Consider the following 25,365-nt stretch of genomic DNA (forward strand, 5'->3'; position numbering starts at 1 on the left):
CGCCGTGACACCCACAGATCCCGGTCAGCAGGGTCCGCTCGTCGAACCGGTTCCCGGCGCGCCCGCGGCCGTCGCCACCCTCCACGACGAGCGGGCCCTGGTGATCGCCGACTACCACGCGGGCTACGAGGCCGGCCTCCGGATCGAGCGCGGGGTCGACGTGCCGAGCAAGGCCGAGAGTCGGCGAGAGCGACTACTCTCGTTGCTCGAGCGGACCAGCGTCGGTCGCCTGATCGTCTGCGGCGACCTGATGCACTCGATCGGCGACCCCGGCGGCGCAGAACGGGGAGAACTCGAGGTGTTGTTCGAATCGCTTCCCTCCAAACTGTCGGTGACGCTGGTCAAGGGCAACCACGACGGGGCGATCGGAGCCTGGCTCGAGGGCTGCGAGATCGTTCCCGGTTCGGGGACGCGAGTCGCCGACGTCGGCGTCTGTCACGGCCACACGTGGCCCGCGCGCGAGGTCCTCGAGAGCCGGGTCGTCTGCCTGGGGCACGAACACCCCTGCGTGCGACTTGAAGACGAGGTCGGCGGCAGCCGCGTCGAACCGGCGTGGCTCCGGGGCCGACTGGAGCCGGCGGCGTTTCGAGGCCGCGACGAGTACGCGGGACTCGAGTGGCTCGAGGGCGATCCGGCGAGGACGGGATCGCGACCGGTCGAATCGCCGGCCATCGTCGTCCTCCCGGCGTTCAACGAACTGGTCGGCGGCACGTGGATAAACGTCGCCGGCCAGTCGTTTCTGGCGCCGTTTCTCCCCGCGGGGATCGCTCGAGGGGAGGCGTACCTGCTCGACGGAACGCGGCTGGGGCCGTATCGGTCCGTGTGAGCAGTACCGCGAAAATGATCACAGGTGGTGTGGCAACTGCAAGCGGGAGTCCCTTTTAACACCGCGTCGTCCAGTCGCGTATGCCGATGAAAACCTACCGTCTCGAGCTTCGGGACACGACCGACGGGATCGACGCCGACCTCCTCGACGAGGACGGGCTGGTCGAAACCTCGACGCGGATCGCCTACGAGGATCACGGCCTCGAGCCGGCGGGCGACCGCGAGGAGCCCTCGTCGACCGACCGCGAGGTAACTGCGGACGTGACGACGCTCGACGTCCAGTACGAGCGCGACGGCGACGGGTTCACCGTCCGCGTGCTCGGCGACCGCGAGGAGCTGGTGACCGAGCGCGTCGAGGACGAGGAGTGGGGGCTCGAGTGAGTTCTCGAGACGGCAGGTACCAATTCTATCCGACGCGAAGCCGGTAAAGCAACGATCTTATCGGGATCACGGCCCTACCACGGACAGATGACGCAGGGGGATCTCGCGGCCTTTACGCACCTCGGGCCGCCGGTGCGGGAGGCGCTCTCCGAGCGCGGGTTCTCGCAGCCGACGGCGCCACAGCGACTCGCCATCCCGCCGCTCGCCGCCGGCGAGGACACGCTCGTGATCGCGCCCACCGGGAGCGGCAAGACCGAGACGGCGATGCTGCCCGTCTTCGATCACCTCGTGGCCGACCCGCCGGAGGGCTTCGGCGCGCTGTACGTCACGCCGCTGCGGGCGCTCAACCGCGATATGCGCGAGCGCCTCGAGTGGTGGGGCGAGTACCTCGACCTCGAGGTGGACGTCCGCCACGGCGACACGACCCAGTACCGGCGGGGGAAACAGGCAGAGAACCCGCCGGACGTGCTGGTGACGACCCCCGAGACGCTCCAGGCGATGCTGACCGGCGAGCGGCTTCGGGAGGCCCTCGCGGACGTCTCCCACGTCGTGATCGACGAGGTGCACGAACTCGCCGCTTCGAAGCGGGGAGCGCAGCTGGCGGTGGGACTCGAGCGCCTGCGGGAGCTCTCCGGGCGGTTCCAGCGGATCGGCCTCTCGGCGACCGTCGGCGATCCCTCGGAGGTGGGGCGCTTCCTGACCGGCGGGCGCGACCCCGAGATCCGCGAGATCGACGTCGGGAGCAACGTCGACGTGACGGTTCGCGAGCCCGAAATCACGGACGAAGACGAGCGACTGTCGGGGAAACTGATGACCGAGGCGGACACGGCGAGTCACGTTCGGCTGATCCGCGACCTCGTCGCGGAGAACGAGTCCACCCTGATCTTCGTCAACACCCGCCAGACCGCCGAAGCGCTCGGGTCGCGGTTCAAAGAGCTCGACTTACCGATCGGCGTCCACCACGGCTCGCTCTCGAAGGAGGCCCGAATCGACGTCGAGGACCGGTTCAAGGCGGGCGACCTCGAGGCGCTGCTCTGTACGTCCTCGATGGAACTCGGCATCGACGTCGGCCGGATCGACCACGTGGTCCAGTACCAGAGCCCCCGGCAGGTCTCGCGGCTGCTCCAGCGGATCGGACGGGCCGGCCACCGCCAGGACGAGGTCTCTCGGGGGACCATCGTGACGACCCGGCCGGACGACACGTTCGAGGCGCTCGCGATCGCCAGACGCGCCCGCGACGGCGAGGTCGAGCCGGCGGCAATTCACGAGGGGAGCCTCGACGTCGTCGCCAACCAGATTCCGGGGCTGGTCCACAGCGGGGGCGCGCTGTTCGTCGCCGACGCCTACGAAATCGTGACGCGAGCCTATCCGTTCCGCGACCTTTCCGAAACCGAGTTTCGGACCGTCCTCTCCGAACTCCACCGCAATCGAATCGTCTGGCACGACGAGGGCGACGACCGCATCGAGACCTCCGGGGGTACGTGGCAGTACGTCTACGCGAACCTCTCGATGATCCCCGACGAGGCGACCTACGAGGTCCACGACATCGCCTCGGGGAGCCAGATCGGCACCCTGGACGAGCGGTTCGTCGTCAACTTCGCGATGCCGGGCGAGGTGTTCATCCAGCGCGGGGAGATGTGGCGGATCGCCGAAATCGACGACGAGGGGGCGCGCGTGAAGGTGAGCCCGATCGAGGACCCCGCCGGCGAGGTCCCCTCCTGGATCGGCCAGGAGATCCCCGTTCCGTCGGCGGTCGCGGGCGAAGTGGGTGAGCTGCGCGGGGTCGCCGAACCCCAGCTCGCAGCCGGGGCCGACGCCGCCGCCGTCGGCCGCGACCTCGCCGGCCGATATCCCGCCGACGAGTACACCCTCGAGTCGGCCTGCCAGCAGCTCGCGGACCACGTCGAGAGCGACTCGCCGATGCCGACCCACGACCGGCTGGTGCTCGAGCGCCAGGGTCGAACCGGCGTGCTCAATTCGGCGTTCGGCCACAAGACGAACGAGACCCTGGGGCGGGTGCTGTCGGCGCTGCTCGGCCAGCAGTCGGGCTCCGCCGTCGGAATGGAGATCGACCCCTACCGGATCGAACTCGAGGTTCCGGGAGACGTCGCCACCAGCGACGTGGTCGGCGTGCTCACCGACACCGACCCCGCCCACGTCGAGACGATCGTCGAACTCGGGCTCAAACGCTCTGACGCCCTCGCGTTCCGGCTCTCGCAGGTCTCGGCGAAGTTCGGCGCGCTCAAGCGCTGGCAGGGGTCGGGTCGGTTCTCGAGCGAGCGGCTGCTGGCGGCGCTCGAGGACACCCCGATGTACGACGAGGCGGTCCGAGAGGTGTTCCACGAGGACCTCGACACGGAGGGCGCGAGCGCGGTGCTCGCGGGAATCCAGTCGGGCGAACTGGCCCTCGAGACGGTGCGGGGGCGCACCCCGGTCGGCCTCGGCGGGCGGTCCGCGGGAAAGGAGCTACTGGCGCCGGAGAACGCCGACGCGAGCGTCATCCGGACGGTCCGCGAGCGCATCCAGAACGACCGGGTGATCCTGCTGTGTACGCACTGTCGGGAGTGGACGAGCCGAACGAAGGTCAGACGGGTCCCCGATCAGCCGCGGTGTCCCGAGTGCGAGTCGACCCGGATCGCGGCGCTGAACCCGTGGGCCGACGAGGTGGTCCAGGCGGTCCAGGCCGAGGAGAAAGACGACGCACAGCGGGAGATGACCGAACGCGCCTACCGGGCGGCCAGCCTCGTCCAGAGCCACGGCAAGCGCGCCGTGATCGCGCTGGCCGCTCGCGGTGTCGGGCCGCACAACGCCGCCCAGATCATCAACAGGCACCGCGAGAGCGAGGCGGAGTTCTACCGCGATATCCTCTCGAAGGAGCGCCAGTACGCCCGAACGCAGGCGTTCTGGGACTGATCGAGGTCTCGAGCTACCGATCGACAGCGCGGACGCGAGGCAGCCACCGCGGAACCGCCTCGCAGTACGCCTCGTAGGCCGCCCCGTGTTTCTCTCGGAGATGGGGTTCTTCGTCGTCAACCACTCGGCGGTGGAAGCCGAGCCAGCAGCCGACGGCCCACCACAGCGCGAGCGGCGACCGCCGCAGGAGTCCGTGGCCGATGATACAGAGGAGGACGGCGACGTACATCGGGTTCCGAACGTGGGCGTAGATCCCGCCGCGAACGAGTTCGTCCGGCTCGTCGATCGGCGCGGGCGTTCCCTCGCCCTCGTCGGCGAACCGCCACGCGGTGTGGACGTACAGCGCGAGTCCCGAGAGGAGCGAGGCGAAGCCGGCGATGCGAGCCGGACGCGAGCCGATCGGGAGCGTCCCTCGGTCCCGTCGAGCCAGCAAGGACGGGATGATCCCGGCGACGGTCCCCGGCACGACGGCCGAGAACAGTCCCGTCTTACAGAGAGTCAGCGGCGAAGCCATACGGGGCACACGCCGTCCGGGACGAAAAAGACGGCGGTGACAGGGGCGAAAACGGCGCCGGGGTCAGGCCTCGAGGCGCTCGAGGCGGATGTGGCGGCCGGTCTGCCAGCCGGTGACGACGGCCACGAGGGTGCCGACGAGCAGGGCGATGGCGAAGCCGAGGGCGTACACCTCCGGAATCGGGCGGACGATGCGCTCGAAGCCGACGGTTACCGCCGAGACGTGGTTCAGACCGATCGCGATCGGGAGGGTCGCGACGACGCCGATCACGCCGCCGACGAGGCCGATGAGGAACCCCTGGACCCCGATCGTCCCGGCGAGGACACCCCGGGAGAGGCCGATCGCACGCAGCGCGGCGAGTTCGTCGCGCTGCTGGTAGGCGACGAGGACGAACAGGTTCGTCGTCAGGGTGATGCCGCCACAGACGGCGAGGCCGACCAGCGCGAGCGCGCTCGCGACGATGAGCAGCCGGTCTTGGACCATCGCGCCGAGTTGGTCGTCGTTAGTCCGGACGTCGTACTCGGGGTACTCGGCAGCGAGGTCGTCCCGGACGGTCTCGCGGTCGGCGTCGTCGGCGACGTTGACGGTGACGAACGCCGCCCTGTCGCTGGCGGCCGATCCCGTGACCCCCTGGAGTTCGGTGAGCGGAACCGTCACCGTCTCCGCTCCGAGAAACTGCGAGTAGTACGAGCCGACGCCGACGACGGTGAACGGCTGGCCGGGGCCGTCCTCGCTGCCGACGTAGACGGTGTCGCCGACCTCGAGGTCGAACCGGTCTGCGACGTCCGGGTCGACGACGATCCCCTCGCCGGTGAGGCGACCCTGGTCGTCCTCGACATCCTCGCCGAACCCGTCGCCCGCCTCGAATTCGAAGTGTCTGTGCGTTCCCTGGACGCCGACGGCGGTGAGCCGCTCCCGGTCGTCGGGATCGGTCCCGATGTAAACGTCGTGGAGCGCGATCGTCCGCGCCTCGGAGACGTCGTCCCGGTCTTCGATCTCCGCGGTGAGCCGGTGGGCGTCGACGACCGCGTTCTCGCCGCTATCGGCCGAGTCGGCCGTCGGACCGCCGGTGATCCAGACGTCGCGGCCGGACTCGTCGAACCCCTCCTGGCCTGTTTCGATCACGCCGACGCCGAGGCTGGCCAGCAGCGTCACCGAGAGCACCGCCAGCGCGACGCCGAACGTGGCGAGGACGGCCCGCCCCTTCGACCGGCGGAGCTGGGCGACGGCGAGTCCGACGACGGCGCGCCCCCGCGAGATCGGCCGCCTGAGGCTCATCGCTCGACCTCCGCCAGGACGTCCGTTCTGGCGGCTATCGCGAGCGGATACGGTAGCGCGACCAGGACCGAAACGACCGTCACGACGAGCGCGTAGGGGACGAGAACGGGATCGGAGACGGCCACCGCCCCGGGGGCGAACGTCGCCGTCGCCACCGCGTTGACGACGACGATGCCGGCGAAGCCGAGCGCGGTGCCCAGCAGCGCGCCGACGAGCGCGGTCGTCACCGTGGCGACGGCGACGATCGCAAGCCGGCTCCGACTCGAGAAGCCGAGCGCCGCGAGGACGGCGAGGGCGCGCCGGTCGCTATCGACGCTGAGGCCGACGGTCGTCGCGACGAACAGCGAACACAGCACGATGCCGGTCAGCAACGCGAGCACGCTGGTCACGAGCGCGAGGTCGTCGGCGAACAGCGACTCGAGGGCGACGCCGTCGGTCTCGACCGTCGCGTTCGGGTACGCCTCCTCGCCGGCGGCCTGTGCGGCGTCCTCGTCGCCCCAGACCAGAATTCGGTCGGCGAGGTCCTCGCCGTCGGCGCCGGTGAGCGCCTGGAGTTCGCTCAGGTGAACGAGCGCGACCGCCTCGTCCTCGGCTGCGGGTTCGACGGCGGTCACCTCGTGTGACTGGGTCGTGCCGTCGGCGGCGCTCTCCAGGGCCACCGTCTCGCCGTCGTCGACCCCGAGGGCGTCCGCGGCGGCCGTCGAGAGAACGATCTCGCCGGCTCGCGGCCCGTCGTAGGCGCCGTCGGCGTAGTGTGGATCGCCCGGCTCGAGGTGCTCAGTCGACAGCCCGGAGACGGTGGTCGCCTCCGGCCCGGGGACGACGCCGACGACGGTGACGTACTCGGCGCGGTCGCTCTCGGGAGCGGTTACCAGAACCGGCTCGGACAGGGCGGGCGTGGCGTGAGTCACGCCCTCCCGGTCGGCGATCGGCGCGGTTCGGTCGTGTGCCGCGCCGAGGCGAACGCCCTCGGCGCCCGCGACCGACGACTGGGCGTCGCCGCCGCTCGCGACGATCCGGACGTCGGCGTCGTCGGCCGTCGGATCCGTGTCGGCGAGCGCGAGCGCGACCCCGGTCACGAGCACCAGGTTCGAGACCGTCAGCGCGACGATGACGATCGTCGGCACCGTCAGTCCGGGCGTGTACCGCGACGCCTGGGCCCGAACCCTGGCGATCGAGAGCCGGACGAGACCGACCCACCGTGTTCTGCGGTTTCCGTCGCTACCGCCCATCGGCGACCACCGTCCCGTCGCGGAGTTCGATCACGCGGTCGGTCACGTCGAGGGTGGCGTCGTCGTGGGAGGCGACGAGGACGGCGCGGTCGGCGGCGACGTCGGTCAACACCTCGAGAACGGTTTCGCCGGTCGCCGTGTCGAGTTCGCCGGTCGGCTCGTCGGCGACGATCACCGCCGGCTCCGTCGCGAGCGCCCTGGCGATGGCGACGCGCTGCTGTTCGCCGCCGCTCAGCTCGCCGGGCAGGTGCGTCGTCCGATCCTCGAGGCCGACCCGCTCGAGCAGCTCCGTCGCCCGCTTTCTGCGCCGGCGCCGGGGGACGCCCGTCTGGACGAGCGGGAGCGCGACGTTCGCGCGGGCCGACAGCGACGGGAGGAGGTGAAACCGCTGGAAGATGATGCCGACGTCTCGCCTGCGCGTGCGCGTCCGCTCGGCGTCGGAAAGCGCGGTGAGGTCGGTTCCCAGCAGTTCGACGCAGCCGGCGGTCGGCACCAGCAGACCGGCGACCGCGTGGAGGATCGTCGACTTGCCGCTGCCACTGGGGCCGGCGAGGCCGACGATCTCGCCGGCGTCGACGGAAAGGGAGACGTCCCGCAGGGCCATCACCGACCGGCTCTCGCTCGAGCGTCCGCCGCGCCCGCTCGAGCCGTACTCGTGGCTGACGCCGTCGAGACGGACGGCAGCCGTCGGGCCGGCGTCCGCATCGGTGGACTCACTCGCGCTCGCATCCGCGGCCGATCGGGAACGGGAAAAGATACTCACGGGTGTAGTCTTGGCTCAACGGAGCCCACCTCGCGGCATTGTTCCTACCCGCCTACCCCAGTTTGGACGAACATACACCCCGGTGTATCCGGAAGCTAGAGGGCGTAGCCCCTCCGGAACCGTCGCGCCGAACGCTACCGACCGGCGTTCGCGCGGTCGCCGTCGGCCGGGTTCGCCGGCTCCGGACCGGCCGCACGCCACCACTCGTAGCCGTAGCCGACGACGACCGCGATGGCGTAGCAGCCGGCGAAAAACGGCACCCAGTACACCCAGAAGGCGAACCGTTGTGCGAGCGCGTTACCGACGGCCGTCCCGATCACGAAGATCAGGTAGCCCGGCAGCGCCAGCGGCGTCATCAGGGCCGTCTTGAACGCCCCCGCGACGAACGGGACCACCAGCAGCGCGTAGGTCAGAAGCGTCGCCGGCCCCGCGAGCACGCGCCGGATCGAGACGCTCATCGGGGCTCACCCGACTCGAGTAAGCCGTGGAACTCGAGCAGTTTCGCGACCGCGAGGCGGGTCCACTCGTTCATCGTCTCCTGGTCGAGCAAGAAATCGGTCGTTTCGAACAGGTAGGCGGTCGCCTCGAGTTCGCGGTAGGCCTCGTGAAAGAGCAACGGCCCGTTCATCGTGCTGGTGCTCGCGGTGAAGTCGTGAAACGGCATGTACCACGGGATGGCAGCGTCGTTGAGCGCGACGGCCAGGTCCTCGCCGTAGGCGTCGGGCGAGTGGAAGATCGCCTGACCGACGTACTGCTGGTGGACGCCGTAGATGCCCAGCGAGCGGTGGAGGTCGATGACCACGTCCGGATCGTGGCGCTCGACGGCGGCCCAGATCCCGCGGGCGAGTTCGCTCTCCGGCTCGCCGCCGGGCGGAAAGTGGCGGTTCAGATCGCCGTCGACCCCGCCGCGCCGGTCGTTTTTCACCGCGACGACGTCGGTTTCGGGGATCACCACGAGGGTTCCGGCGTCGGGCTGCCAGCTCGCCGCCTCGTGGGCGACGACGATCCCGTTGTACTCGTCGCCGTGGACGCCGCCGAACACCATCACTGTCGGCCCGTCCTCGGCCGCGTCGATCTCGTACAGTGGCGTCTCGTGAACCGTGTCCGGGAGGAGCGTCTCGGTGTTCGTCGTAACGTCGCCGACGGCGGCGGGGGCTCGAGCCGCCTCGAGCGCCTCCGAACCGCCGGACGGACGCCCCCAGGCGCCCGCGATAGCGGTCCCGGCGAACACCCCACCGGCGGCGAGAACGCGACGTCGCCTCATCGTCGGATGCAAGTACGTCCTCCCTAATGCACCTTGCCATCCCGGTAACTGTACGTAACGCGAGAGGTGTGAGAGCGCGACGGCCTCGCGGTTTCCCGTGAGTCGACCGCCGCCGGAACGTATCTCCGTAACGGCCAAACGCTTCGACCCCGTCGTGGGGGACATGAACTTCGCACCGGGGGCCTGGCGGTACGCGATCGTGCCACTGCTCGTCGCACCGTTCGCGCTGCTGTTCAGCGTCGGCGCGAGCGTCGCGGCGCTCGCGGTCGGACTCGGAACGCTCGCGTTCTTCCGGGACCCCGATCGGACGCCGCCGCCGACGGGCGTCGTCGCGCCGGCCGACGGGAAGGTGTCGGTCATCCGGCCGGAGGGCGACCGGCTGCGTGTCGGGATCTTCATGAACGTCCACAACGTCCACGTCGTTCGCGCCCCGTTCGACGCCGCCGTCGAGCGACTCGACCACGAGCCGGGAACGTACAAGCCCGCGTTCTCGAAGGACTCCGACCGCAACGAGAAACTTCACGTCCGCCTTCGCGACGTCGACCTCGAGGCGGCACGCTCGGGCGAGGGACCCGATCAGACGTCGTCCTCGAGCGCCGACGTGACGTTCATCGCCGGCGCGTTCGCCCGGCGGATCCACCCGTACGTCGACGCCGGCGACGACCTCGAGCGCGGCCAGCGCCTCGGCCACATCGCCTTCGGGAGCCGCGTCGACGTCCGCTTCCCGCCTGGAATCGACCGCGAGGACCTTGCCGTCAGCCGGGGCGAAACCGTCACCGCCGGCGAGACGGTGCTGCTCGAGACGGACGACGATCCCCTCGCCGACCTCGGCTTCGACGCGGACGCCGACGGTCTCGACGACGAGGAGTCGACCGACGGGAGCGCCGTCGATACGCCGTAGTCCGGGGTTGGTTAGGCGAGTTCGATCGCGATCTCGTTTCGCCGGAGAAACGGCGGCGTGAGCGGATCGGCGTACCCCAGCGAGAACGGCTCGCCGGCCGTCTCGAGGCCGTGTTCCTCGAGCGCCTCGAGCAGCGCTCCCGTGTTCCGCTCGACGCGCTCCGGCGTCGCGTACCACGAGAACGAGCGGACAGCGACGGTCCGGGGTTCCTCGACGGTGAGCGTCACCGTTTCGTCTTCGGGTTCCGGCGCAGCCTCCGAGTCGTACTCCTGGGGCAGGAAGAAGCCCATCGTCACGTCCGGACCCGCGCCCGGCCAGCCGGCAGAACCCGGCGGTCGGGACCGCTCGTGGGTTCGAACCGGCGCCGTCATCGGGAGCTCCTCGTCGCCCTCGTTCGCGCCCGTCAGGTAGCCGTAGAGGCGTCCGAACGCCGTCCGGTCGCTGTCGGCGGTCGTCTCGACGAGAACGAGCCGCGGGTAGCGGCGGATCTCGACCCCGTCGATCGTCCGGACGAGCGCGTAGTCGACTCTCGGTGTCGTCGCCAGCACGTACAGTCCCCAGCCGATCCAGGCCGCGAGGAGCGTGCCCGCGGCGGCGAGCCAGCGCGCGTACGGGTGTCGGCGCATACGGGCCGTTCCCCGGCCGGCGACAAATACCGCGTTGCCGGTCGCGGTGACGGTCAGGCTGCGAGACGGGTCGACGCAGTTCCGATCGCTGCCCGGTCAGTCGCTCACTTCACCCTCGAGGCTCTCCCGGGCGGCCTCGAAGTGCCGTCGCTCGATCAGCACCTCGTCGGCCCGCTCGTTGGCCGCCGCGGGGCCGTGTTCGGTCGCGACCTCGCGGATCGCCTTCATCGAGGCGTCCCGGACGAGCGCCTCGAGGTCCGCACCGGTGTACCCCTCGAGGTCGTCGGCCAGCTCCTCGAGGTCGACGTCGTCGGCGATCGGCTTCCCGCGAGTGTGGACCTCGAGGATCTTCCGGCGGGCCTCGTGGTCGGGTTCGGGAACGAGGACGTGGGTGTCGAGCCGGCCCGGTCGGAGCAGCGCGGGGTCGATGAAGTCCTTGCGGTTGGTCGCCGCGAGCACCACGAGGTTGGGGTTCTCGCGCATCCCGTCGAGTTCGGTCAGCAGCTGCGAGACGACCCGCTCGGTCACCTCGTGGCTCTCCCCTCTGGTCCCCGCGATGGCGTCGATCTCGTCGAAGAAGACGATCGACGGGGCGGCCTGGCGGGCGCGCTCGAACACCTTCCGGATCGCCTTCTCCGACTCCCCGACGTAGCGGTCGACGATCTCGGGGCCGTCGACGCGGACGAAGTTGACGTCCGTCTCGCCGGCCAGCGCCCGCGCGAGCAGCGTCTTCCCGGTGCCCGGCGGGCCGTAGAGCAACACGCCGGAGGGCGGCCGGGTGTTCGTCGCCTCGAACAGCCGGTCGTAGGTCAGCGGCCACTCGACGGACTCCCGGAGGGTCTGTTTGGCGTCCTCGAGTCCCCCGACGTTCGAGAAGTCCGTGTTGGGGGACTCGGCGACGTACTCGCGCATCGCGGAGGGTTCGACCGACGCGAGCGCGGTGTCGAAGTCGGCCTTCGTCACCTCCGGATCGCGGTTCCACTCGGCGCGCTCCTCGGCGTCGGTCGGCCGCCGTCGGATCGCCGCCATCGCCGCCTCGCTCGCGACCGCGTCGAGGTCCGCCCCGACGAACCCGTGGGTCCGCGAAGCGATCTTCTCGACGCCCACGTCCTCCGCCAGCGGCATCCCGCGGGTGTGGACCTCGAGGATCTCCCGACGACCCGTCTCGTCGGGGACGCCGATCTGGATCTCGCGGTCGAACCGGCCGCCCCGGCGCAGCGCGGGGTCGATCGAGTCGACCCGGTTGGTCGCCCCGATGACGATCACCTCGCCGCGGCCGTCGAGACCGTCCATCAGCGTCAGGAGCTGTCCCACGATACGATTTTCGGCGTCGCCGTCGTCGTCTCGAGTGCCGGCGATCGAGTCGATCTCGTCGAAGAAGATGATCGTCGGCGCGTTGGCGCGGGCCTCCTCGAACGTCTCGCGGAGCTGTTCTTCGCTCTCGCCTTTGTACTTCGACATGATCTCCGGCCCGGAGATGGTGAGGAAGTTCGCCTCGACCTCGTTGGCGACCGCGCGGGCGATCAGCGTCTTTCCGGTGCCCGGCGGGCCGTACAGCAACACGCCGGAGGGCGGTTCGACGCCCAGCCGCTGGAACAGTTCGGGCTCCGAGAGCGGGAGTTCGATCATCTCGCGGACGAGTTCGAGCTCCTCGTCGAGACCGCCGATGTCCTCGTAGGTGACCCCGGAGGGCGGTTCGGGCGCCGGCTCGTCGTCCGACTGCGAGGAGTCGGTGGCGGCCGCCGGCTGCGTCTCGCCGGACCCGCCGTCGTCGAAGACGAGGATCGTCGTCGAGCCCGTGATCCGGACGTCGCCGCCGGGGTCGGTCTCGACGACCCGGAACGGTTCGGCGGCGACCCCCTCGATCCGGACCTGTTCGCCGCTGCGGATCGGACGGTTCCGGAGCTTCTGGTTCGCGACTCTCTCCGCCAGCCGCGACTCGGCGTCCGAAAGCGAGGCCGGCGGCGACAGCGTTACCGTGTTCGCCTCCCGGATCGTGGCCTTGTCCTTCGCGGTGACGACGACGGTATCGCCGACGTGAACGCCCGCGTTCGCCCGCGTGTCGCCGTCGATCTGGACGACCGTCTCGGGAATCGTCGGATCGGCCGGCCACATCTTCGCGACCGTCCGCTCTTCGCCCTCGATCACGACGGTGTCGCCGCTGAGCACGCCGAGCGTCCGCCGCGCCACTTCCGGTATCCGCGCGACCCCCCGTCCGGCGTCGCGCTTTTCGGCCGCTCGCACGGAGAGGGTTACGCCGTCCGCATCCGAGTCGCTCATGTCAGATCGTTTCGCCGCCGTCGCCTTGAGAATTGCCCTGCGCATCGCCGCGTCCGACCCGGCGACCGCCCGCCGTCGTGTGGCGTAATCCGAAGAAACGCCTTTAGGTACCGGCGTTGCAGACGCTCTCATGGTGGTCCAGACCCAGCGCGACGACGCCACCTGGTACGAGTGTGAAGCCTGCGGGCTTCTGTTCGACGATCAGTCGGACGCACAGGAACACGAGAAGCGGTGTGACGCCGAGGAGCCGTCGTACATCCAGTGAGCCAGCGTACCGCCGTCGACGCCACGGACCGCTCTCGCCGGCTCAGTCCGACTCCTCGAGGCGCGCTCGATGCTCGACCGCGAGTTCCGCGGCCCGCTCGCGGGTCTGTGCCTCCTCCCAGCGCACTCGTTCGCCGTCGCCGTAGGCGAGTGCCGTTTTGAGTTCGTCCGTAACACGCCCGAGTCGACGGAGAGAACGGTGCCGTCGGCCGCGCCGAGCTCGTAAACGCCGGGGCGGGCCGGCGCCCGAGCGACCGTCTTTCGGTCGAGGTCGCGCCAGGGTTTTCGAAGCGGCATCAGCCGGTCAGTTCGTAGGCGTGCTCGCTCATCTCGTCCTCGGCGAAGACGAAGACGCGGCCGTCGACGACCTCGAGGTCCGCCTCGACGCGAACGGAGTACCCCTCAGTTTCGACCGCGACACCGGGGAACAGCTCCTCGCGCTCGTCGGGCGCGAGCATGAGCCGACCGACGCCGGTCGCCTCGAGGATGTCGTTGTGGGTGTTGCGGTCGTTGACGTACGTCATCACGCCCTCGACGCCGTCTGTGTCGGTGACGAGAACGTGCACTTCCTTCCCGGGGGGCGTCTTGACCGCCCCCTCGACCCGCTCGGGAACGCCGTTGTAGAACGTCTCCCGGCCGTCGAGGTACTGGACGACGACGCCGCCGTCGACGAGGTCGACCGACAGCGTGCTGGGAGCGACGTTACTGCGCGTGCTCATACGACGGGGTTCGAACGCCCCGGGGAAAAGACGTGCGTTTGTCTCGCCCGGCGGACCGCGGGACCGCGAGAGTGGCGGCCAGAACCGCACGGACCGCCAGCCGTAAGTACTCCCTGCGAGTGATCCCAGATATGAACGGCCAGGCCGCCGCCCCCGCGGCCGGAACGGTACTCAACGCGCTCGCGACCGGGACGGGGTCGGCGTTCGCGATCGACCTCGAGACGACGGCCGCCGTCGAACTCGTCGACGACGGCGAGGTAACGGCCGAGATCGCCGGTCACCCCGACGCCGACACCGCGCTCGTCGAACGCTGCGTCGAGCGCACCCTCGAGCGGTACGCCGCCGACGCCGGGCTCGCAGAGACCGCCGTCGGCGCCGACGTCAGAACCGAAAGCGAGGTGCCGATGGCCTCCGGGCTGAAGAGTTCGAGCGCCGCCGCCAACGCGACGGTGCTCGCGACGCTCGACGCACTCGAGATCGCGGACGCGGTCGAGCCCGTCGACGCCTGCCGACTCGGGGTGCAGGCGGCCCGCGACGCCGGCGTCACCGCCACCGGCGCGTTCGACGACGCCAGCGCGAGCATGCTCGGCGGCGTCACCGTTACCGACAACACCGCAGACGAGCTGCTCGCGCGCGAACGCGTCGAGTGGGAGGCCCTCATCTACACCCCGCCCGAGCGGTCGTTCAGCGCCGACGCGGACGTCAGCGCCTGCGAGCGGATCGCCCCCCTCGCGGAGCTGATCGCCGAACTCGCCCTCGAGGGGCGCTACGGCGAGGCGATGTCCGTCAACGGCTTCGCGTTCTGCGCCGCCCTCGAGTTCCCGACGGCACCGCTGCTCGAGGCGCTGCCCGCAGTCGACGGCGTCTCGCTGTCCGGAACCGGCCCGAGCTACGTCGCCGTCGGCGACCGGACGGCGCTCGAGGACGTCCGCGAGCGGTGGGAGGCTCGAGCGGGAACGACGCGGCTGGTAGAGACGCGAAACGACGGAGCACGAACACTATGACACGGGACGAACGCGACACCGACCGAGACGAGACGGGCCGAGAACCGGACGAGATGGACCTAGACGAGCTTCGAGACGAGATACAGGAGATCGACAGCGATCTCGTCGAACTCATCGCACGGCGGACGTACGTCGCCGACACGATCGCGCAGGTCAAGGAAGCCGAAGGGCTGCCGACGACGGACGAACAACAAGAAGAGCGCGTCATGGAGCGGGCGGGAGCGAACGCGGATCGGTTCGACGTCGACGCAAACCTCGTCAAGGCGATTTTCCGGCTGTTGATCGAACTGAACAAGGTTCATCAACGGGAAAATCGATAGTAGAATACGGGCATTTCAGCCGTATATCGGGGTTTTAGGGGCAGAGTATTCTTCCGATAGCTGTTCTTTCCATATTTGCTACGGTAGCGAAACCAACGTCACGTAGGCGTCGTTCATTCCTCGTCGGTCGGTTCTAACGGTACTCTCTCCACCTCGATGTCCTCGTATTCTTTTTCGGACGAAAGCACGTCCATGCCCCGTGTCTCCGCAGTTGCTGCATGGAACGCGTCGAACGACGTCATCCCCTCCTCGTAGTAGGTGACGGCTTTCAAAACGATCTGTTTCTCTTCTTCGTCCCGCACAGGGGCGAGTTCCAGGAGGTTCGCGACGAGTGGTATGTAGTCGAACTCGTACCGTTCCCGGGCGAGGAGCAGTTCCAGGTACGAAAACGCCGACGTTTCGACTTCGTATTCATCCAGCGCCTCCTCAGCCGAACGCTGCAACCAATCGGAGTCCTTCGCGAGCGCCAGCAGGAAGTCCGTTTCAACGTATACCGTCATCTATCGGTGTCCTTCTGTCGGGCCTGGGTTTTGGCTTCCGCTTCGACGTCGTCTCGAACGTCTTCGATCGACGCGTCGCGGAGCTCACCTGCCGCCTCGCGAACGGCGGCAAGCGGGTCGTCTGCGACCGGGATCAGTTCGATTCTGTCTTCGTACGTTACGATATGGTACTTCTCACCGTACTTTTCTCGCACGTCTTTCGGGATGTACAGCCGGCCTTGCCGGTCCGTCTCGGTTGACATGGATTGAGATAGGATGGTAGGAAGTAAGAATCTTACCATCAAAACGAGAGTGGTGGTGTATCGAAGTTCGTTTCATGCCGATCCATGGTGGATCTCAGCTACCTGAACAAAGTACACCAGCATGAGAACCGGTAGCAATTAGCACGGACTTCACGTATCTACTACTGTTTCTTCTCGCCAATAGCTTCAGCGTTCGGACGCCGAAACACCTACAGTAACACGCGAGTAACACGTACATATGTCCGAAGCAGCCACAAACAACGGCGACGACGAGATTGTCACGGTAAACTTCAAAGTCACACGGTCGTTTCTCAACGAGATCGAAGACACGTGGCAAGGACGAGGATTCAACAGCCGTAGCGAATTTATTCGGTATACCTTACGCGATGCCGTCGAACATCCCACGTTCGACCGCGATGAACTTGTCGCACTCCTTCAAGCGGAGGGGGATTTCCGTGAAAAACGGACGATGAGCGCCGAAGAAGCACGCGAACGATTCGGCACTGACGACACGAATGAGTGACGACGGGTGGGCGTGAGAACTCGCATCGAAAGCACAGGACGACCTCAATGCACTCAATCCGAACGAGCAGCAACGCATTATCGACAAACTCGACGAAATCGTCGATTCTCCGTGGCGCGACCCACCAGACTATGGCGAACCGCTTCAGAACAGCCCACGCCGTAAGGTACGTATCGGTGAGTTCCGTCTCGCGGTCACTTTCCATCGAGACGAGTACCGAATGGTCGTTGCTCGAATCAAACGTCGTGGAGGCGCGTATACCGCTGACGACGACTGAGTAGAGGTACCAGAAACCGGCAAAGTAGACGAAATCTGTAACATTAGTCTGAGACCTGAACAAAGTACACTGGTGAGAGAACCGGTAGCAATCAGCACGAGGTTCGGTCGTCTTACTCGACAGCTGGAATTTATTGAAGAATTTCACGGATAAAGCGAGCAAGTTCAGATTGTTCACGACTCGCATGCACAGAAACACTGGCTGCTCAGCTGTGACCTGGTGTAAACCGTTTCGACGACTACTGTAGCCGGACCGTCGGGTAGCGACAGGAGGAGGTGATTTCGACCGAACATCTGTCGAAGGAAAACGCTTTTCAGCGCAATCAGAGTCGGTTCTACTATGCAAATCGCAGTTCTCGGCGCCGGAAGCATGGGCCACGGGATCGCACAGGTCTCGGCGATGGCGGGCCACACCGTCGTCCTCCGAGACATCGACGAGGAGTTCGTCGAGAGCGGCCTCGAGGGCATCCGCGACAACCTCCAGGGCGGCGTCGACCGAGACAAGGTCACCGAGACGGAGCGCGAGGAAACCCTCGAGCGACTCGAGGGGACGACCGATCTCGAGGCGGCGGTCGCCGATGCCGACCTCGTGATCGAAGCGGTACCCGAGGAGATGGACCTGAAGAAGGAGGTCTTCTCGGATGTCGAGGCAGCCGCCCCCGAATCGGCGGTGATCGCCTCGAACACCTCCTCGCTGTCGATAAGCGAGATGGCGAGTGCGCTCGAGACCCCCGAACGGGTCGTCGGCCTCCACTTCTTCAACCCGCCGCACCTGATGGATCTCGTCGAGATCGTCGTCGCGGAGCAGACCGACGAGGCGACGGAGGCGTTCGCGCTCGAGTACGTCGAGGGAATCGAGAAAGAACCCGTCGTCGTCCGGGACAGCGCCGGCTTCGCGAGTTCGCGACTGGGGCTTGCGCTGGGACTCGAGGCGATCCGGATGGTCGAATCCGGCGTCGCCAGCCCCGAGGCGATCGACACGGCGATGAAACAGGGATACGGCCACCCGATGGGGCCGATCGAACTCGGCGACCACGTCGGTCTCGACGTGCGACTCCACATCGCCGAACACCTCCGGAAGGAACTCGGCGAGCGGTTCAAGCCGCCGCAGTCACTGCGGCGGAAGGTCCGTGCGGGAAAGCTCGGCAAGAAGTCCGGTGAGGGATTCTACGTCTGGGAAGACGGCGATCCCGTCGCGATGAGCGGCGAGTGGGGTGAGGACGGTGAGTGAGAGCCGTCTCGCGGAGCGTGCGGACGAGTACGGGGTGCTGTCCGTGTCCGTCGGCGAACACGCCGAGCGAGTCGCGACGGTGGCGATCGACCGCCCGGACGCTCGCAACGCGATGAACGGACAGGTGCGAGCGGAGTTAAAAGACGCCATCGCGACGGCAGAGGCGGACGACGACGTGCGCGTGCTCGTGCTCACCGGTGGCGACGGCACAGGGGCGTTCATCGCCGGCGCGGACGTCACTGACTTTCGCGAGCGCGGGCCGGTCGAGCAGCGAGAGGCCAGCCGGCGGCCGCGGGTCTACGAAACCATCGACGACGCGACGCTGCCGGTGATCGCACGAATCAACGGCCACGCCTTAGGTGGCGGCTGCGAGGTCGCACAGGCCTGCGACGTCCGGATCGCCCAGCGGGGCGTCAAGATCGGCCAGCCCGAGATCAACCTCGGCATCATGCCCGGCGGCGGCGGCACCCAGCGCCTCGCCCGCCTCGTCGGGGAGGGGCAGGCGATGCGGCTGATCCTCTCCGGAGAGCTCATCGACACCGAGGAAGCCCACGAGATCGGGCTCGTCGACGTGCTCTGTGAGGAGGACGATCTCGACGAGGAGGTCTACGGGCTCGCACGCTCGATGGCCGAGAAAAGTCCTGTGGCCCTCGAGCTCGCCAAGGACGCCATCAAGGCGAGTTCGCGGATGGGGTTAGAGCAGGGGATCGACTACGAGGCGGAGCTGTTCGTCCAGTTGTTCGCGACCGACGACAAGAACGAGGGGATCGACGCCTTCCTCGAGGGGCGAGAGCCGGAGTTCACGGGGTCGTAACGCCCTCGAGCCGTCCCCCTTCGTCACCTCGTACCAGTGGTTCGAGACAAGCCGTGTCAGTCGCTAGTTTAAGCTCGTGTCGCGCCTACAGTACGTGATCGCGTCGAGAGTCTCGGCAAGCGGTCGAGGAACTGATCATGTTAGCAGAAGCAATCGGATACCTGAAATCGAGTGACGACGTCTGGAAGACGAGTGTTATCGGGGGGCTGCTCCTGGCCTTCGGCTTTCTACTGATTCCGCTCTTCGTCGTCTGGGGCTACGTCGTCCGGGTCGTCGACCGGACCGCCCACGACGACGAGGAGGCGCCGGTGTTCGAGGACTGGGGCGAGATGACGGTCGAGGGAGCGAAGGCGTTCGCCATCCTCCTCGTCTACGCGCTCGTACCGCTCGTCGTCGGCTCGGTGATCGTCGGCGGCGTCTGGGCCGCGACCGGCGGCGCGCCCGGCGCAGTCGGCGGTGCGATCATGGCCCTCGGCGGGTTGCTCACCGTCGCCTTGCTCATCGCAGCGGCGTACGTCGGCCCGGCGGCGATCGCTCACTTCGCCGAGGAGCGGCGGTTCGGCGACGGGTTCGACTTCGAAACCCTCCGGCCGGTGCTCTCGAGTGGCACCTACGCGACCCGGTGGCTGCTCTCGCTCGCCGTCATCGTCGTCGCCGCGGCCGTCTCGGGCGCGCTCAACGCGATTCCGATCGTCGGGATCTTCCTGGGCGCGGTCGTCTCGTTCTACGCGCTCGTGACGGCCTACTACATCATCGGCCACGCCTGGGCCGACGCGCGGCCGGTTTCCCTCGAGGACCGCGGCGACTTCCCGCGCGAGAAGCCGGCGGTCTGAGCTGACGGCGGGCGCAGTTGCGGAGTGGAAACGTCTCCAGTGGCGGTTCGTTTTCCCGGGCCTGTCGGCTCGGTACCACGATCCGTCGGAGATCACGACCTTCTTAACCGTCGATTTCGAGGTACCACCGATGAGTATTCCCTCGTTCGTTATCGGCATCGCGGGGGGGACCGGTGCCGGCAAGACGACGGTCGCGCGCGAGGTCGCGGACACCGTCGGCGAGGCCGTCACCCGGATCCCGCTCGACAACTACTACAAGGACCTCTCACACCTCGCCTACGAGGAGCGCACGGAGGTCAACTACGACCACCCCTCGGCGTTCGAGTGGGAACTGCTGTCGGATCACCTCGACTCGCTGCTGATGGGCCAGCCCGTCGAGATGCCCCAGTACGACTTCGAGATCCACAACCGCAAGGACGAGACCGTCCGCGTCGAGCCGACGGACGTGATCGTTCTCGAGGGCATTCTCGCGCTGTACGACGAGACTATCAACGATATGCTCGACCTTCGGGTGTACGTCATGACCGACGCCGACGTCCGCATCCTCCGGCGGATCCAGCGGGACGTGATCGACCGCGGCCGCGGCCTCGAGGGCGTCATCACGCAGTACCTGAACACGGTGAAACCGATGCACGAACAGTTCGTCGCGCCGACGAAAAAGCACGCCGACATCATCATCCCGGAGGGGGCAAACCGGATGGCCATCGACCTGCTGACCGAGAAGGTCGAGGCCGAACTCGTCGGCGACGACGTCGACGTACTCGACGAACTGGCGAGCGAGTCACTGGAGGGGGCGACGGAACAGGATTCCGCGGCCGGCTCGGACGACGGCGGGGGAACCGAACGCTGGTGACCGACCGACGCGCGACTGGTATCACCGTTCTGTCACGGTAGTCACGGACTAGCCGCGTCGGTCCCGGTGAGTGTTCACACGGGATGAAAAATGATTGATGTGTCGGGTCGAGCAACCCGGTGCCATGACAGCGTTCGACCGACGGCGGTTCCTCCGGACGGCGACGGCGGCGGCGATACTGGGAACGGCCGCCGCCAGCACGGCGCGTCCGACCGCCGAACCCGGGTGGCAGTATCGGACGGTGGCCGATCAGGGGAGTTCGTTCGCCCACGTCCAGCGAACCGACGAGGGGTACCTGGCCGTCGGGAGCGCCCGCGACGAGCCGTTCACGACCGAAGGCGTCGCGACCGCGCTCGCGCCGGGCGGGGAGACCGTCTGGAGCGAGCGGTATCTCTCCCCACCGCAGCGGGAGACGCGGGAGCGGGAAATCGCCACGGGACCCGTGCCGGAAGACTGGCTCTCCTTCTCGCTCGAGACCGCCGACGGCTACCTGCTCGTCGGCTGGACCTACTACGACAGCACGGCGGTCGACGTCGCTCGCGTCTACCGGGTCGCCGCTGACGGCACCGTCCTCGAGACGCACGACCTCGGCGACCTCGAGAATGCGGCCGCCTACAGTCACCTCGCCGACGGGGTGGAGACGGGAGACGGCTTCCTCTGCTGTGGCATCGAGTCGCCGGGGGTCAGCCTCGGTGGCGCGGGCTGGCTGGTCTGGCTCGACGACGACGGCGCCGTGGACCGCCACGAGCGGTATCCGGCGACGGACAGGGACCTCGAGCAGACGACGCGGCGCGACGTCTTCAACGCGATCGCGGCGACCGACGGGGGGTACGTAGTCGCCGGCGCGTGCGAACTCGAGCGCACCGAACCGGCCCACGGCTGGGTCGTCGGCCTCGACGAGAGCGGGAACGTCCGGTGGGACGACCGGTTCGCCCTTCCCGGAGACGAGCCGACCGTCGTTTACGACGTCGAGCCAAGCGAGAGCGACCAGTACGACCTCCTCGTCGTCGGCGCGACCGGCACGAACCTGCAGCGGGCGACCGCGACCAGATTCGACGTACCGCCTGGAGACGAGACGCGCATCGACGGCGACGGCTTCGTCGCCGCCTACACCGCCGAGGGCGAGCAGCGCTGGCTCGAGACGCTCTCGGACACTCCGCTGTTCTGTGCCGAGTCAACCGCCGGCGGAATCCTCGCCGGCGGCGCCCGCGACGGGCGCGGGTGGGTGGGAACCGTCTCCCGGACGGCGTTTCACGCGGACCACGAGAGCGTCGTGGCGTCGCTCTCTCGCTCACACCGGGACGGCCTGATCGCCGCCGGGCGAGCCACCGACGGCGACCGGGTCGAGGGGTGGGTGCGCGCGCTCGAGGACGTCGACGGCGACCCGGAAGAGGAACCGACGTCCGAAGAGACGAAAGAGGACGCGGACGACGGCGAGAGCGAAACCGACGAGACGGAAGACGAACAGCCGCGGGACGGCGAGCCGGTCGAGTTCGTCGACTGCCTCCGGGCGCGGCTCGTCGGCGACTACGACGACGTCATTCTCAGGCTGGTGTTCGAGGCCGAAGACGGGATGCCCGGAACGATCACGGAACCGGTCGGCGGCGTCGACGGCGAGCGCGTCGTCGACGGTGCCGCGGAGTTCGGGCTCCCGCCCGACCGGACCGTGCTCGCGTCGGTCGAGCTGTTCGAAGACGAGGGCGTCGCGACACCGGGGCTCGGCGATCTGCTGGTCGAGAATCCGGATCTCGAGGCGTGCGAGCGCGACCGGCTCGAAGGTGAATCGTCGGACGCGACGGGCGAAACCCCGGCGGACGAGGCGGACGGTCCGGAGGCGGAGAACGAAGGCGACGGGGCAGAGCCGCGGGACGGCGCTGGCGAGGACGAATAGTCCGATCGCGGCTCGTTACCAGCGGTGAGTACGTTCCGGTAGCCGCCCCTCGTCGACCCCCGGCGCCGGCTCGAGGTCCTCGACCCGTCCGCGGACCATCCCGATGCTGAGCGCCCGGGCGAGGTCCGAGCGGGTGACGAGTCCGACGACGTCCCCCCGGTCGTCGGTGACGAGCAGTCGCCCGTAGCCGTCGCGCTGGAGCGACAACAGCGCGCCGATGGCGTCCTCGCTCGCGTGGATCGTCGTCGGAGAGCGGCGCATCACGTCGCGGACCAGCCGCGCGTCGCGCTCGACCGGCGGCACCGATCGGACGTCCTCGAGCGTGACGAACCCCACGACTCCGGTCGAATCGGTCACCGGAAACCCGGTGTGTCGGTGGACGAACATTCGCTCGAGGAGCTCCCGAACCGTCGCGTCGGGGTCGACAGTCACGAGCGCCTCCCGCGGCGTCATCACGTCGGCGACGCGCACCCCGCCGACGGCCGCCTCGAGGGCGGTCTGTCGGGCCTCACCCGCCGCGGCGATGTAGACGAACAGGGCGATCGCGATCATGAAGACGTTGATCGTGAACAGCCCGAACAGCCCGAGGACGAACGCGAACAGCTGGCCGACGCGGGCGGCCTGGGCCGTCGCCACCTCGTAGGGCCGGTTGCGTGCGAGCAGCGCACGCAGCACGCGGCCGCCGTCGAGGGGAAAGCCCGGCAGCATGTTGAACGCCGCCAGCACGACGTTCATTACCGCGAGGTAGGCGAGGACGAACCGCAGCGGCTCGAGCGCGTCGGGGGTCGCGAGCAACAGCCCGTATGAGCCGACGCCGATGGCGACGCTGACCGCCGGTCCGGCGACGGCGATCGCGAGCTCCTGGTGCCACTCCTCGGGCGTGTCGGTCAGCTGGGCGACGCCGCCGAGCAGCCAGAGCGTGATCGACTCGATCGGCACCCCGTAGCGGAGCGCGACGACGGAGTGGCCGAGTTCGTGGAGAAGGACGCTCGCGAACAGACCCAGCGCGGCGAGCGAACCCAGAACCCAGATCCAGCCCGTCCCCTCGAGCGCCGCGACGTCGAGGTCGGTTCCGAGGACGACCTCGAGGACGACCGCGAGTTCGACGACCTGGCCGGCGATCAGCCACGCGAAGATCGGGAGGATGAGCAGAAACGTGACGTCGAGTTTGATCGGAATACCGAGAACCGATCCGATCCGGTAGCTCCTGAACATAGGGAGGCTACGACGGGCAGGGCAATAGGGACTTCCAGCGGGTTACTTGACGACCGTCACCGGCACCGGCGACCGGCGGACGACGAGTTCGGCCACGCTCCCGAGCAGCAGCCGCGCCGCGCCGTCGCGGCCGTGGCTCCCCATCACGACGTGGTCGACGTCGTTCTCCTCGGCGAAGGTAACGATCTCCCGCCACGGCGAGCCCGTCTCGAGAGCCGTCTCGAGTGTACGGCCCTCGGCGTCGACCTGGGACGTTACTCCCTCGAAGTACCGCGTCGCGGCCGCTTTCTGGTCGGTGCGCCACTCCCGGGACGCCGCCGTGTCGTCGTCGACGTCGACCGGATCGGCGACGTACAGGAGCGTTATCGTCGCGTTCGGGAACAGTTCGAGCGCCGTCTCGAGTGCGGCCGTCGACTGCGTCGAGCCGTCCACCGGAACGACCACGTTGGAACTCATGCACGGACGTTGGGGAGTCCGGAAAATAACACTTTGTCACCTGACGACGGTAACCGGCACCGACGCGCGGCGGACGACGAGTTCCGCCACGCTCCCGAGCTGGAGCTTCATCGCCCCGCCGCGGCCGTAGCTCCCGACGACGATCCCGTCGACGTCGTTCTCGTCGGCGTAGGCGACGATCGTCTCCGCCGGCGAGCCGACGCGGGTGTCCCGTACCACCTCGGGGGTGGCCTCGAGCCCCTCGAGCGCGCGGTCGAACAGCTCGTCGGCCCGCTCGCGTTCTGCCTCGAGCCAAGCGTTCGACAGCGGGGCCGGCGCGTCGGCGTCGGTCTCCGGGTCGCGGTCGAAGGGGTCGATCGCGTGAAAGCAGACGAGCGTCGCGTCGGGGAACGTCTCGGCCGCGTACCGGAGGGCGGCGCTCGAGCGATCGGAGCCGTCGAGACCGACGAGAATGCGTGGCGACATAGGGGCCCGTACGATGAGGGCCGACAAAAGGGTTCACGACTTCGACAACCGACTTTCTTTCAGTCTGAGTCGTCGAGGGCGGTAACGGTCAGTACAGCAACCTCTTTTACCGGGGGCATCGGCTGGCGTCGGAGACGCCAGCCTCAACCCCCGGCAAAACCCGTTGATGCCAAAAAGCCGCCGTCGCGGACTTCGTCCGCTTCGGCGGGGAAACGCCTCGCTTCGCTCGGCGTATGCTCCAGGATGAATGTACGTTCACTAAGCAGTTGGACTTTGCACTTCTCGAGTCAATCCTTTCACCCTCCGCCACGAATCCACGTCCGATGTACGACGCGATTCTCGTCCCGACCGACGGTCGGGAGAACACCGAACGGGCGATCGATGAGGCGATCGAACTCGCTCGCGTTCACGACGCGACGCTGCACACGCTGTACGTCGTCAACTCCTCGGCGATCGCACCCGGGATCGACTTCGACGATCTCGAGGAGATCGGGGCCGAGGCCGTCGCGTACGTCGCCGGCCGGGCTGGCGAGGCCGGCGTCGAGGACGTCGAGACCGCCGTCACCCACGGGCTGCGCCACCAGGCGATCCTCGACTACGCCGCCAGAAACGGGATCGAACTGATCGTGATGGGGCGCCAGCGGCGCCTCGAGCGACTGTTTCGCGGCGGAACCTCCGACCGCGTCTCCGAGGAGGCCTCGGTGCCGGTGCTGGTCGTCGAGCGGTAGTCGTCCCTGCGCCGAACCCGTCAGCGATCGAACGGCTTTTGCGGGGCGCACCGG

At 68.2% G+C, this 25,365-nt stretch carries 28 protein-coding genes and 2 pseudogenes; 15 read left to right on the forward strand and 15 right to left on the reverse strand.

Features of this window, described 5'->3' with window-relative positions; genetic code table 11:
- The first annotated feature begins 4 nt into the window (after positions 1–4).
- The 3 genes from NMQ11_RS19360 (at position 5) to NMQ11_RS19370 (ending at position 4,119) form a co-directional block, all read left to right on the forward strand.
- On the forward strand, positions 5–826 hold the full coding sequence (locus NMQ11_RS19360) for a metallophosphoesterase (protein ID WP_255171758.1): 822 nt from the start codon (positions 5–7) through the stop codon (positions 824–826).
- Between the two features lie 86 nt (positions 827–912).
- The gene (locus tag NMQ11_RS19365) at positions 913–1,206 is read left to right on the forward strand and encodes a hypothetical protein (RefSeq protein WP_345781488.1); all 294 of its coding nucleotides are present in this window, start codon (positions 913–915) and stop codon (positions 1,204–1,206) included.
- An 87-nt stretch (positions 1,207–1,293) separates the two neighbouring features.
- Positions 1,294–4,119 (forward strand): DEAD/DEAH box helicase, encoded by a 2,826-nt coding sequence (locus tag NMQ11_RS19370; protein ID WP_255171760.1) that lies wholly within the window; start codon positions 1,294–1,296, stop codon positions 4,117–4,119.
- 13 nt (positions 4,120–4,132) lie between these two features.
- Here NMQ11_RS19370 and NMQ11_RS19375 read toward each other — a convergent pair whose 3' ends face one another.
- The 6 genes from NMQ11_RS19375 to NMQ11_RS19400 all read right to left on the reverse strand — a co-directional run bounded on the left by NMQ11_RS19375 (position 4,133) and on the right by NMQ11_RS19400 (position 9,170).
- Positions 4,133–4,633, reverse strand: coding sequence for a methyltransferase family protein (locus tag NMQ11_RS19375; RefSeq protein ID WP_255171761.1), 501 nt, complete (start codon positions 4,631–4,633; stop codon positions 4,133–4,135).
- Between the two features lie 63 nt (positions 4,634–4,696).
- On the reverse strand, positions 4,697–5,911 hold the full coding sequence (locus NMQ11_RS19380) for an ABC transporter permease (protein WP_255171762.1): 1,215 nt from the start codon (positions 5,909–5,911) through the stop codon (positions 4,697–4,699).
- Complete coding sequence (locus NMQ11_RS19385) at positions 5,908–7,143, reverse strand: ABC transporter permease (protein ID WP_255171763.1); 1,236 nt, start codon at positions 7,141–7,143, stop codon at positions 5,908–5,910. Before NMQ11_RS19385 ends, NMQ11_RS19380 begins: the two co-directional genes overlap by 4 nt.
- Positions 7,133–7,906 carry an ABC transporter ATP-binding protein gene (locus NMQ11_RS19390; RefSeq protein WP_255171764.1) on the reverse strand — a complete coding sequence of 258 codons (774 nt, stop codon included), beginning with the start codon at positions 7,904–7,906 and terminating at the stop codon, positions 7,133–7,135. Before NMQ11_RS19390 ends, NMQ11_RS19385 begins: the two co-directional genes overlap by 11 nt.
- A 134-nt stretch (positions 7,907–8,040) precedes the next feature.
- Positions 8,041–8,364 (reverse strand): hypothetical protein, encoded by a 324-nt coding sequence (locus tag NMQ11_RS19395; RefSeq protein WP_255171765.1) that lies wholly within the window; start codon positions 8,362–8,364, stop codon positions 8,041–8,043.
- Positions 8,361–9,170 carry a succinylglutamate desuccinylase/aspartoacylase family protein gene (locus NMQ11_RS19400; protein WP_255171766.1) on the reverse strand — a complete coding sequence of 270 codons (810 nt, stop codon included), beginning with the start codon at positions 9,168–9,170 and terminating at the stop codon, positions 8,361–8,363. The genes NMQ11_RS19395 and NMQ11_RS19400 overlap by 4 nt, the downstream gene beginning before the upstream one ends.
- A 163-nt stretch (positions 9,171–9,333) precedes the next feature.
- Between NMQ11_RS19400 and NMQ11_RS19405 the strand changes: the two genes are divergently transcribed.
- Complete coding sequence (locus NMQ11_RS19405) at positions 9,334–10,071, forward strand: protein sorting system archaetidylserine decarboxylase (protein WP_255171767.1); 738 nt, start codon at positions 9,334–9,336, stop codon at positions 10,069–10,071.
- Between the two features lie 11 nt (positions 10,072–10,082).
- On the opposite strand, the gene NMQ11_RS19410 is transcribed toward NMQ11_RS19405, so the two are convergent.
- Both NMQ11_RS19410 and NMQ11_RS19415 read right to left on the reverse strand, forming a co-directional pair.
- Positions 10,083–10,697 (reverse strand): SOUL family heme-binding protein, encoded by a 615-nt coding sequence (locus tag NMQ11_RS19410; protein ID WP_255171768.1) that lies wholly within the window; start codon positions 10,695–10,697, stop codon positions 10,083–10,085.
- A gap of 96 nt (positions 10,698–10,793) precedes the next feature.
- A complete protein-coding gene (locus NMQ11_RS19415; protein ID WP_255171769.1) occupies positions 10,794–12,977 on the reverse strand; it encodes a CDC48 family AAA ATPase in 2,184 nt (727 codons plus the stop codon).
- Positions 12,978–13,107: 130 nt separating this feature from the next.
- Between NMQ11_RS19415 and NMQ11_RS19420 the strand changes: the two genes are divergently transcribed.
- A complete protein-coding gene (locus tag NMQ11_RS19420; protein ID WP_255171770.1) occupies positions 13,108–13,242 on the forward strand; it encodes a DUF7128 family protein in 135 nt (44 codons plus the stop codon).
- A gap of 120 nt (positions 13,243–13,362) precedes the next feature.
- Here the strand turns inward: NMQ11_RS19420 and NMQ11_RS19425 are convergent.
- Positions 13,363–13,538, reverse strand: a pseudogene (locus NMQ11_RS19425) (DUF7508 domain-containing protein); the annotation flags it as partial.
- Positions 13,538–13,960 carry a DUF5796 family protein gene (locus tag NMQ11_RS19430; RefSeq protein WP_255171771.1) on the reverse strand — a complete coding sequence of 141 codons (423 nt, stop codon included), beginning with the start codon at positions 13,958–13,960 and terminating at the stop codon, positions 13,538–13,540. The gene NMQ11_RS19430 and the pseudogene NMQ11_RS19425, both read right to left, overlap by 1 nt.
- A 131-nt stretch (positions 13,961–14,091) precedes the next feature.
- On the opposite strand from NMQ11_RS19430, the gene NMQ11_RS19435 reads away from it, so the two are divergent.
- Positions 14,092–14,964 carry a shikimate kinase gene (locus tag NMQ11_RS19435; RefSeq protein WP_255171772.1) on the forward strand — a complete coding sequence of 291 codons (873 nt, stop codon included), beginning with the start codon at positions 14,092–14,094 and terminating at the stop codon, positions 14,962–14,964.
- Positions 14,961–15,284: a chorismate mutase gene (locus tag NMQ11_RS19440; protein WP_255171773.1), complete on the forward strand. Its 324-nt coding sequence runs from the start codon at positions 14,961–14,963 to the stop codon at positions 15,282–15,284. Before NMQ11_RS19435 ends, NMQ11_RS19440 begins: the two co-directional genes overlap by 4 nt.
- Positions 15,285–15,397: 113 nt before the next feature.
- Here NMQ11_RS19440 and NMQ11_RS19445 read toward each other — a convergent pair whose 3' ends face one another.
- Positions 15,398–15,784, reverse strand: a complete 387-nt coding sequence (locus NMQ11_RS19445; RefSeq protein WP_255171774.1) for a PIN domain-containing protein — start codon at positions 15,782–15,784, stop codon at positions 15,398–15,400.
- Positions 15,781–16,026, reverse strand: coding sequence for an AbrB/MazE/SpoVT family DNA-binding domain-containing protein (locus tag NMQ11_RS19450; RefSeq protein WP_255171775.1), 246 nt, complete (start codon positions 16,024–16,026; stop codon positions 15,781–15,783). The genes NMQ11_RS19445 and NMQ11_RS19450 overlap by 4 nt, the downstream gene beginning before the upstream one ends.
- 238 nt (positions 16,027–16,264) lie before the next feature.
- On the opposite strand from NMQ11_RS19450, the gene NMQ11_RS19455 reads away from it, so the two are divergent.
- From NMQ11_RS19455 to NMQ11_RS19485, 7 genes and pseudogenes are all read left to right on the forward strand, one after another.
- The gene (locus tag NMQ11_RS19455) at positions 16,265–16,549 is read left to right on the forward strand and encodes a ribbon-helix-helix domain-containing protein (protein ID WP_255171776.1); all 285 of its coding nucleotides are present in this window, start codon (positions 16,265–16,267) and stop codon (positions 16,547–16,549) included.
- A pseudogene (locus tag NMQ11_RS19460) lies at positions 16,542–16,826 on the forward strand (type II toxin-antitoxin system RelE family toxin). Before NMQ11_RS19455 ends, NMQ11_RS19460 begins: the two are co-directional and overlap by 8 nt.
- A 339-nt stretch (positions 16,827–17,165) precedes the next feature.
- On the forward strand, positions 17,166–18,056 hold the full coding sequence (locus tag NMQ11_RS19465) for a 3-hydroxyacyl-CoA dehydrogenase family protein (protein ID WP_255171777.1): 891 nt from the start codon (positions 17,166–17,168) through the stop codon (positions 18,054–18,056).
- The gene (locus NMQ11_RS19470) at positions 18,049–18,870 is read left to right on the forward strand and encodes an enoyl-CoA hydratase/isomerase family protein (protein ID WP_255171778.1); all 822 of its coding nucleotides are present in this window, start codon (positions 18,049–18,051) and stop codon (positions 18,868–18,870) included. The genes NMQ11_RS19465 and NMQ11_RS19470 overlap by 8 nt, the downstream gene beginning before the upstream one ends.
- 137 nt (positions 18,871–19,007) lie before the next feature.
- A complete protein-coding gene (locus tag NMQ11_RS19475) occupies positions 19,008–19,703 on the forward strand; it encodes a DUF4013 domain-containing protein (protein ID WP_255171779.1) in 696 nt (231 codons plus the stop codon).
- A gap of 130 nt (positions 19,704–19,833) precedes the next feature.
- Positions 19,834–20,556, forward strand: coding sequence for a uridine kinase (udk, locus tag NMQ11_RS19480; protein ID WP_255171780.1), 723 nt, complete (start codon positions 19,834–19,836; stop codon positions 20,554–20,556).
- 124 nt (positions 20,557–20,680) lie between these two features.
- Positions 20,681–22,447 carry a hypothetical protein gene (locus NMQ11_RS19485; RefSeq protein WP_255171781.1) on the forward strand — a complete coding sequence of 589 codons (1,767 nt, stop codon included), beginning with the start codon at positions 20,681–20,683 and terminating at the stop codon, positions 22,445–22,447.
- A gap of 15 nt (positions 22,448–22,462) precedes the next feature.
- Here the strand turns inward: NMQ11_RS19485 and NMQ11_RS19490 are convergent, their stop codons facing one another.
- Genes NMQ11_RS19490 through NMQ11_RS19500 form a run of 3 tightly spaced genes read right to left on the reverse strand, consistent with a single transcriptional unit; the run spans position 22,463 to position 24,583 of the window.
- Positions 22,463–23,662 carry a CBS domain-containing protein gene (locus NMQ11_RS19490; RefSeq protein WP_255171782.1) on the reverse strand — a complete coding sequence of 400 codons (1,200 nt, stop codon included), beginning with the start codon at positions 23,660–23,662 and terminating at the stop codon, positions 22,463–22,465.
- Positions 23,663–23,704: 42 nt separating this feature from the next.
- Positions 23,705–24,118: a universal stress protein gene (locus NMQ11_RS19495; protein WP_255171783.1), complete on the reverse strand. Its 414-nt coding sequence runs from the start codon at positions 24,116–24,118 to the stop codon at positions 23,705–23,707.
- Between the two features lie 36 nt (positions 24,119–24,154).
- Complete coding sequence (locus NMQ11_RS19500) at positions 24,155–24,583, reverse strand: universal stress protein (RefSeq protein ID WP_255171784.1); 429 nt, start codon at positions 24,581–24,583, stop codon at positions 24,155–24,157.
- Positions 24,584–24,906: 323 nt separating this feature from the next.
- On the opposite strand from NMQ11_RS19500, the gene NMQ11_RS19505 reads away from it, so the two are divergent.
- Positions 24,907–25,311 carry a universal stress protein gene (locus NMQ11_RS19505; protein WP_255171785.1) on the forward strand — a complete coding sequence of 135 codons (405 nt, stop codon included), beginning with the start codon at positions 24,907–24,909 and terminating at the stop codon, positions 25,309–25,311.
- The last annotated feature ends 54 nt before the right edge of the window (positions 25,312–25,365 follow it).

The sequence above is a fragment of the Natrononativus amylolyticus genome (assembly GCF_024362525.1).
GTDB lineage: Archaea > Halobacteriota > Halobacteria > Halobacteriales > Natrialbaceae > Natrononativus > Natrononativus amylolyticus.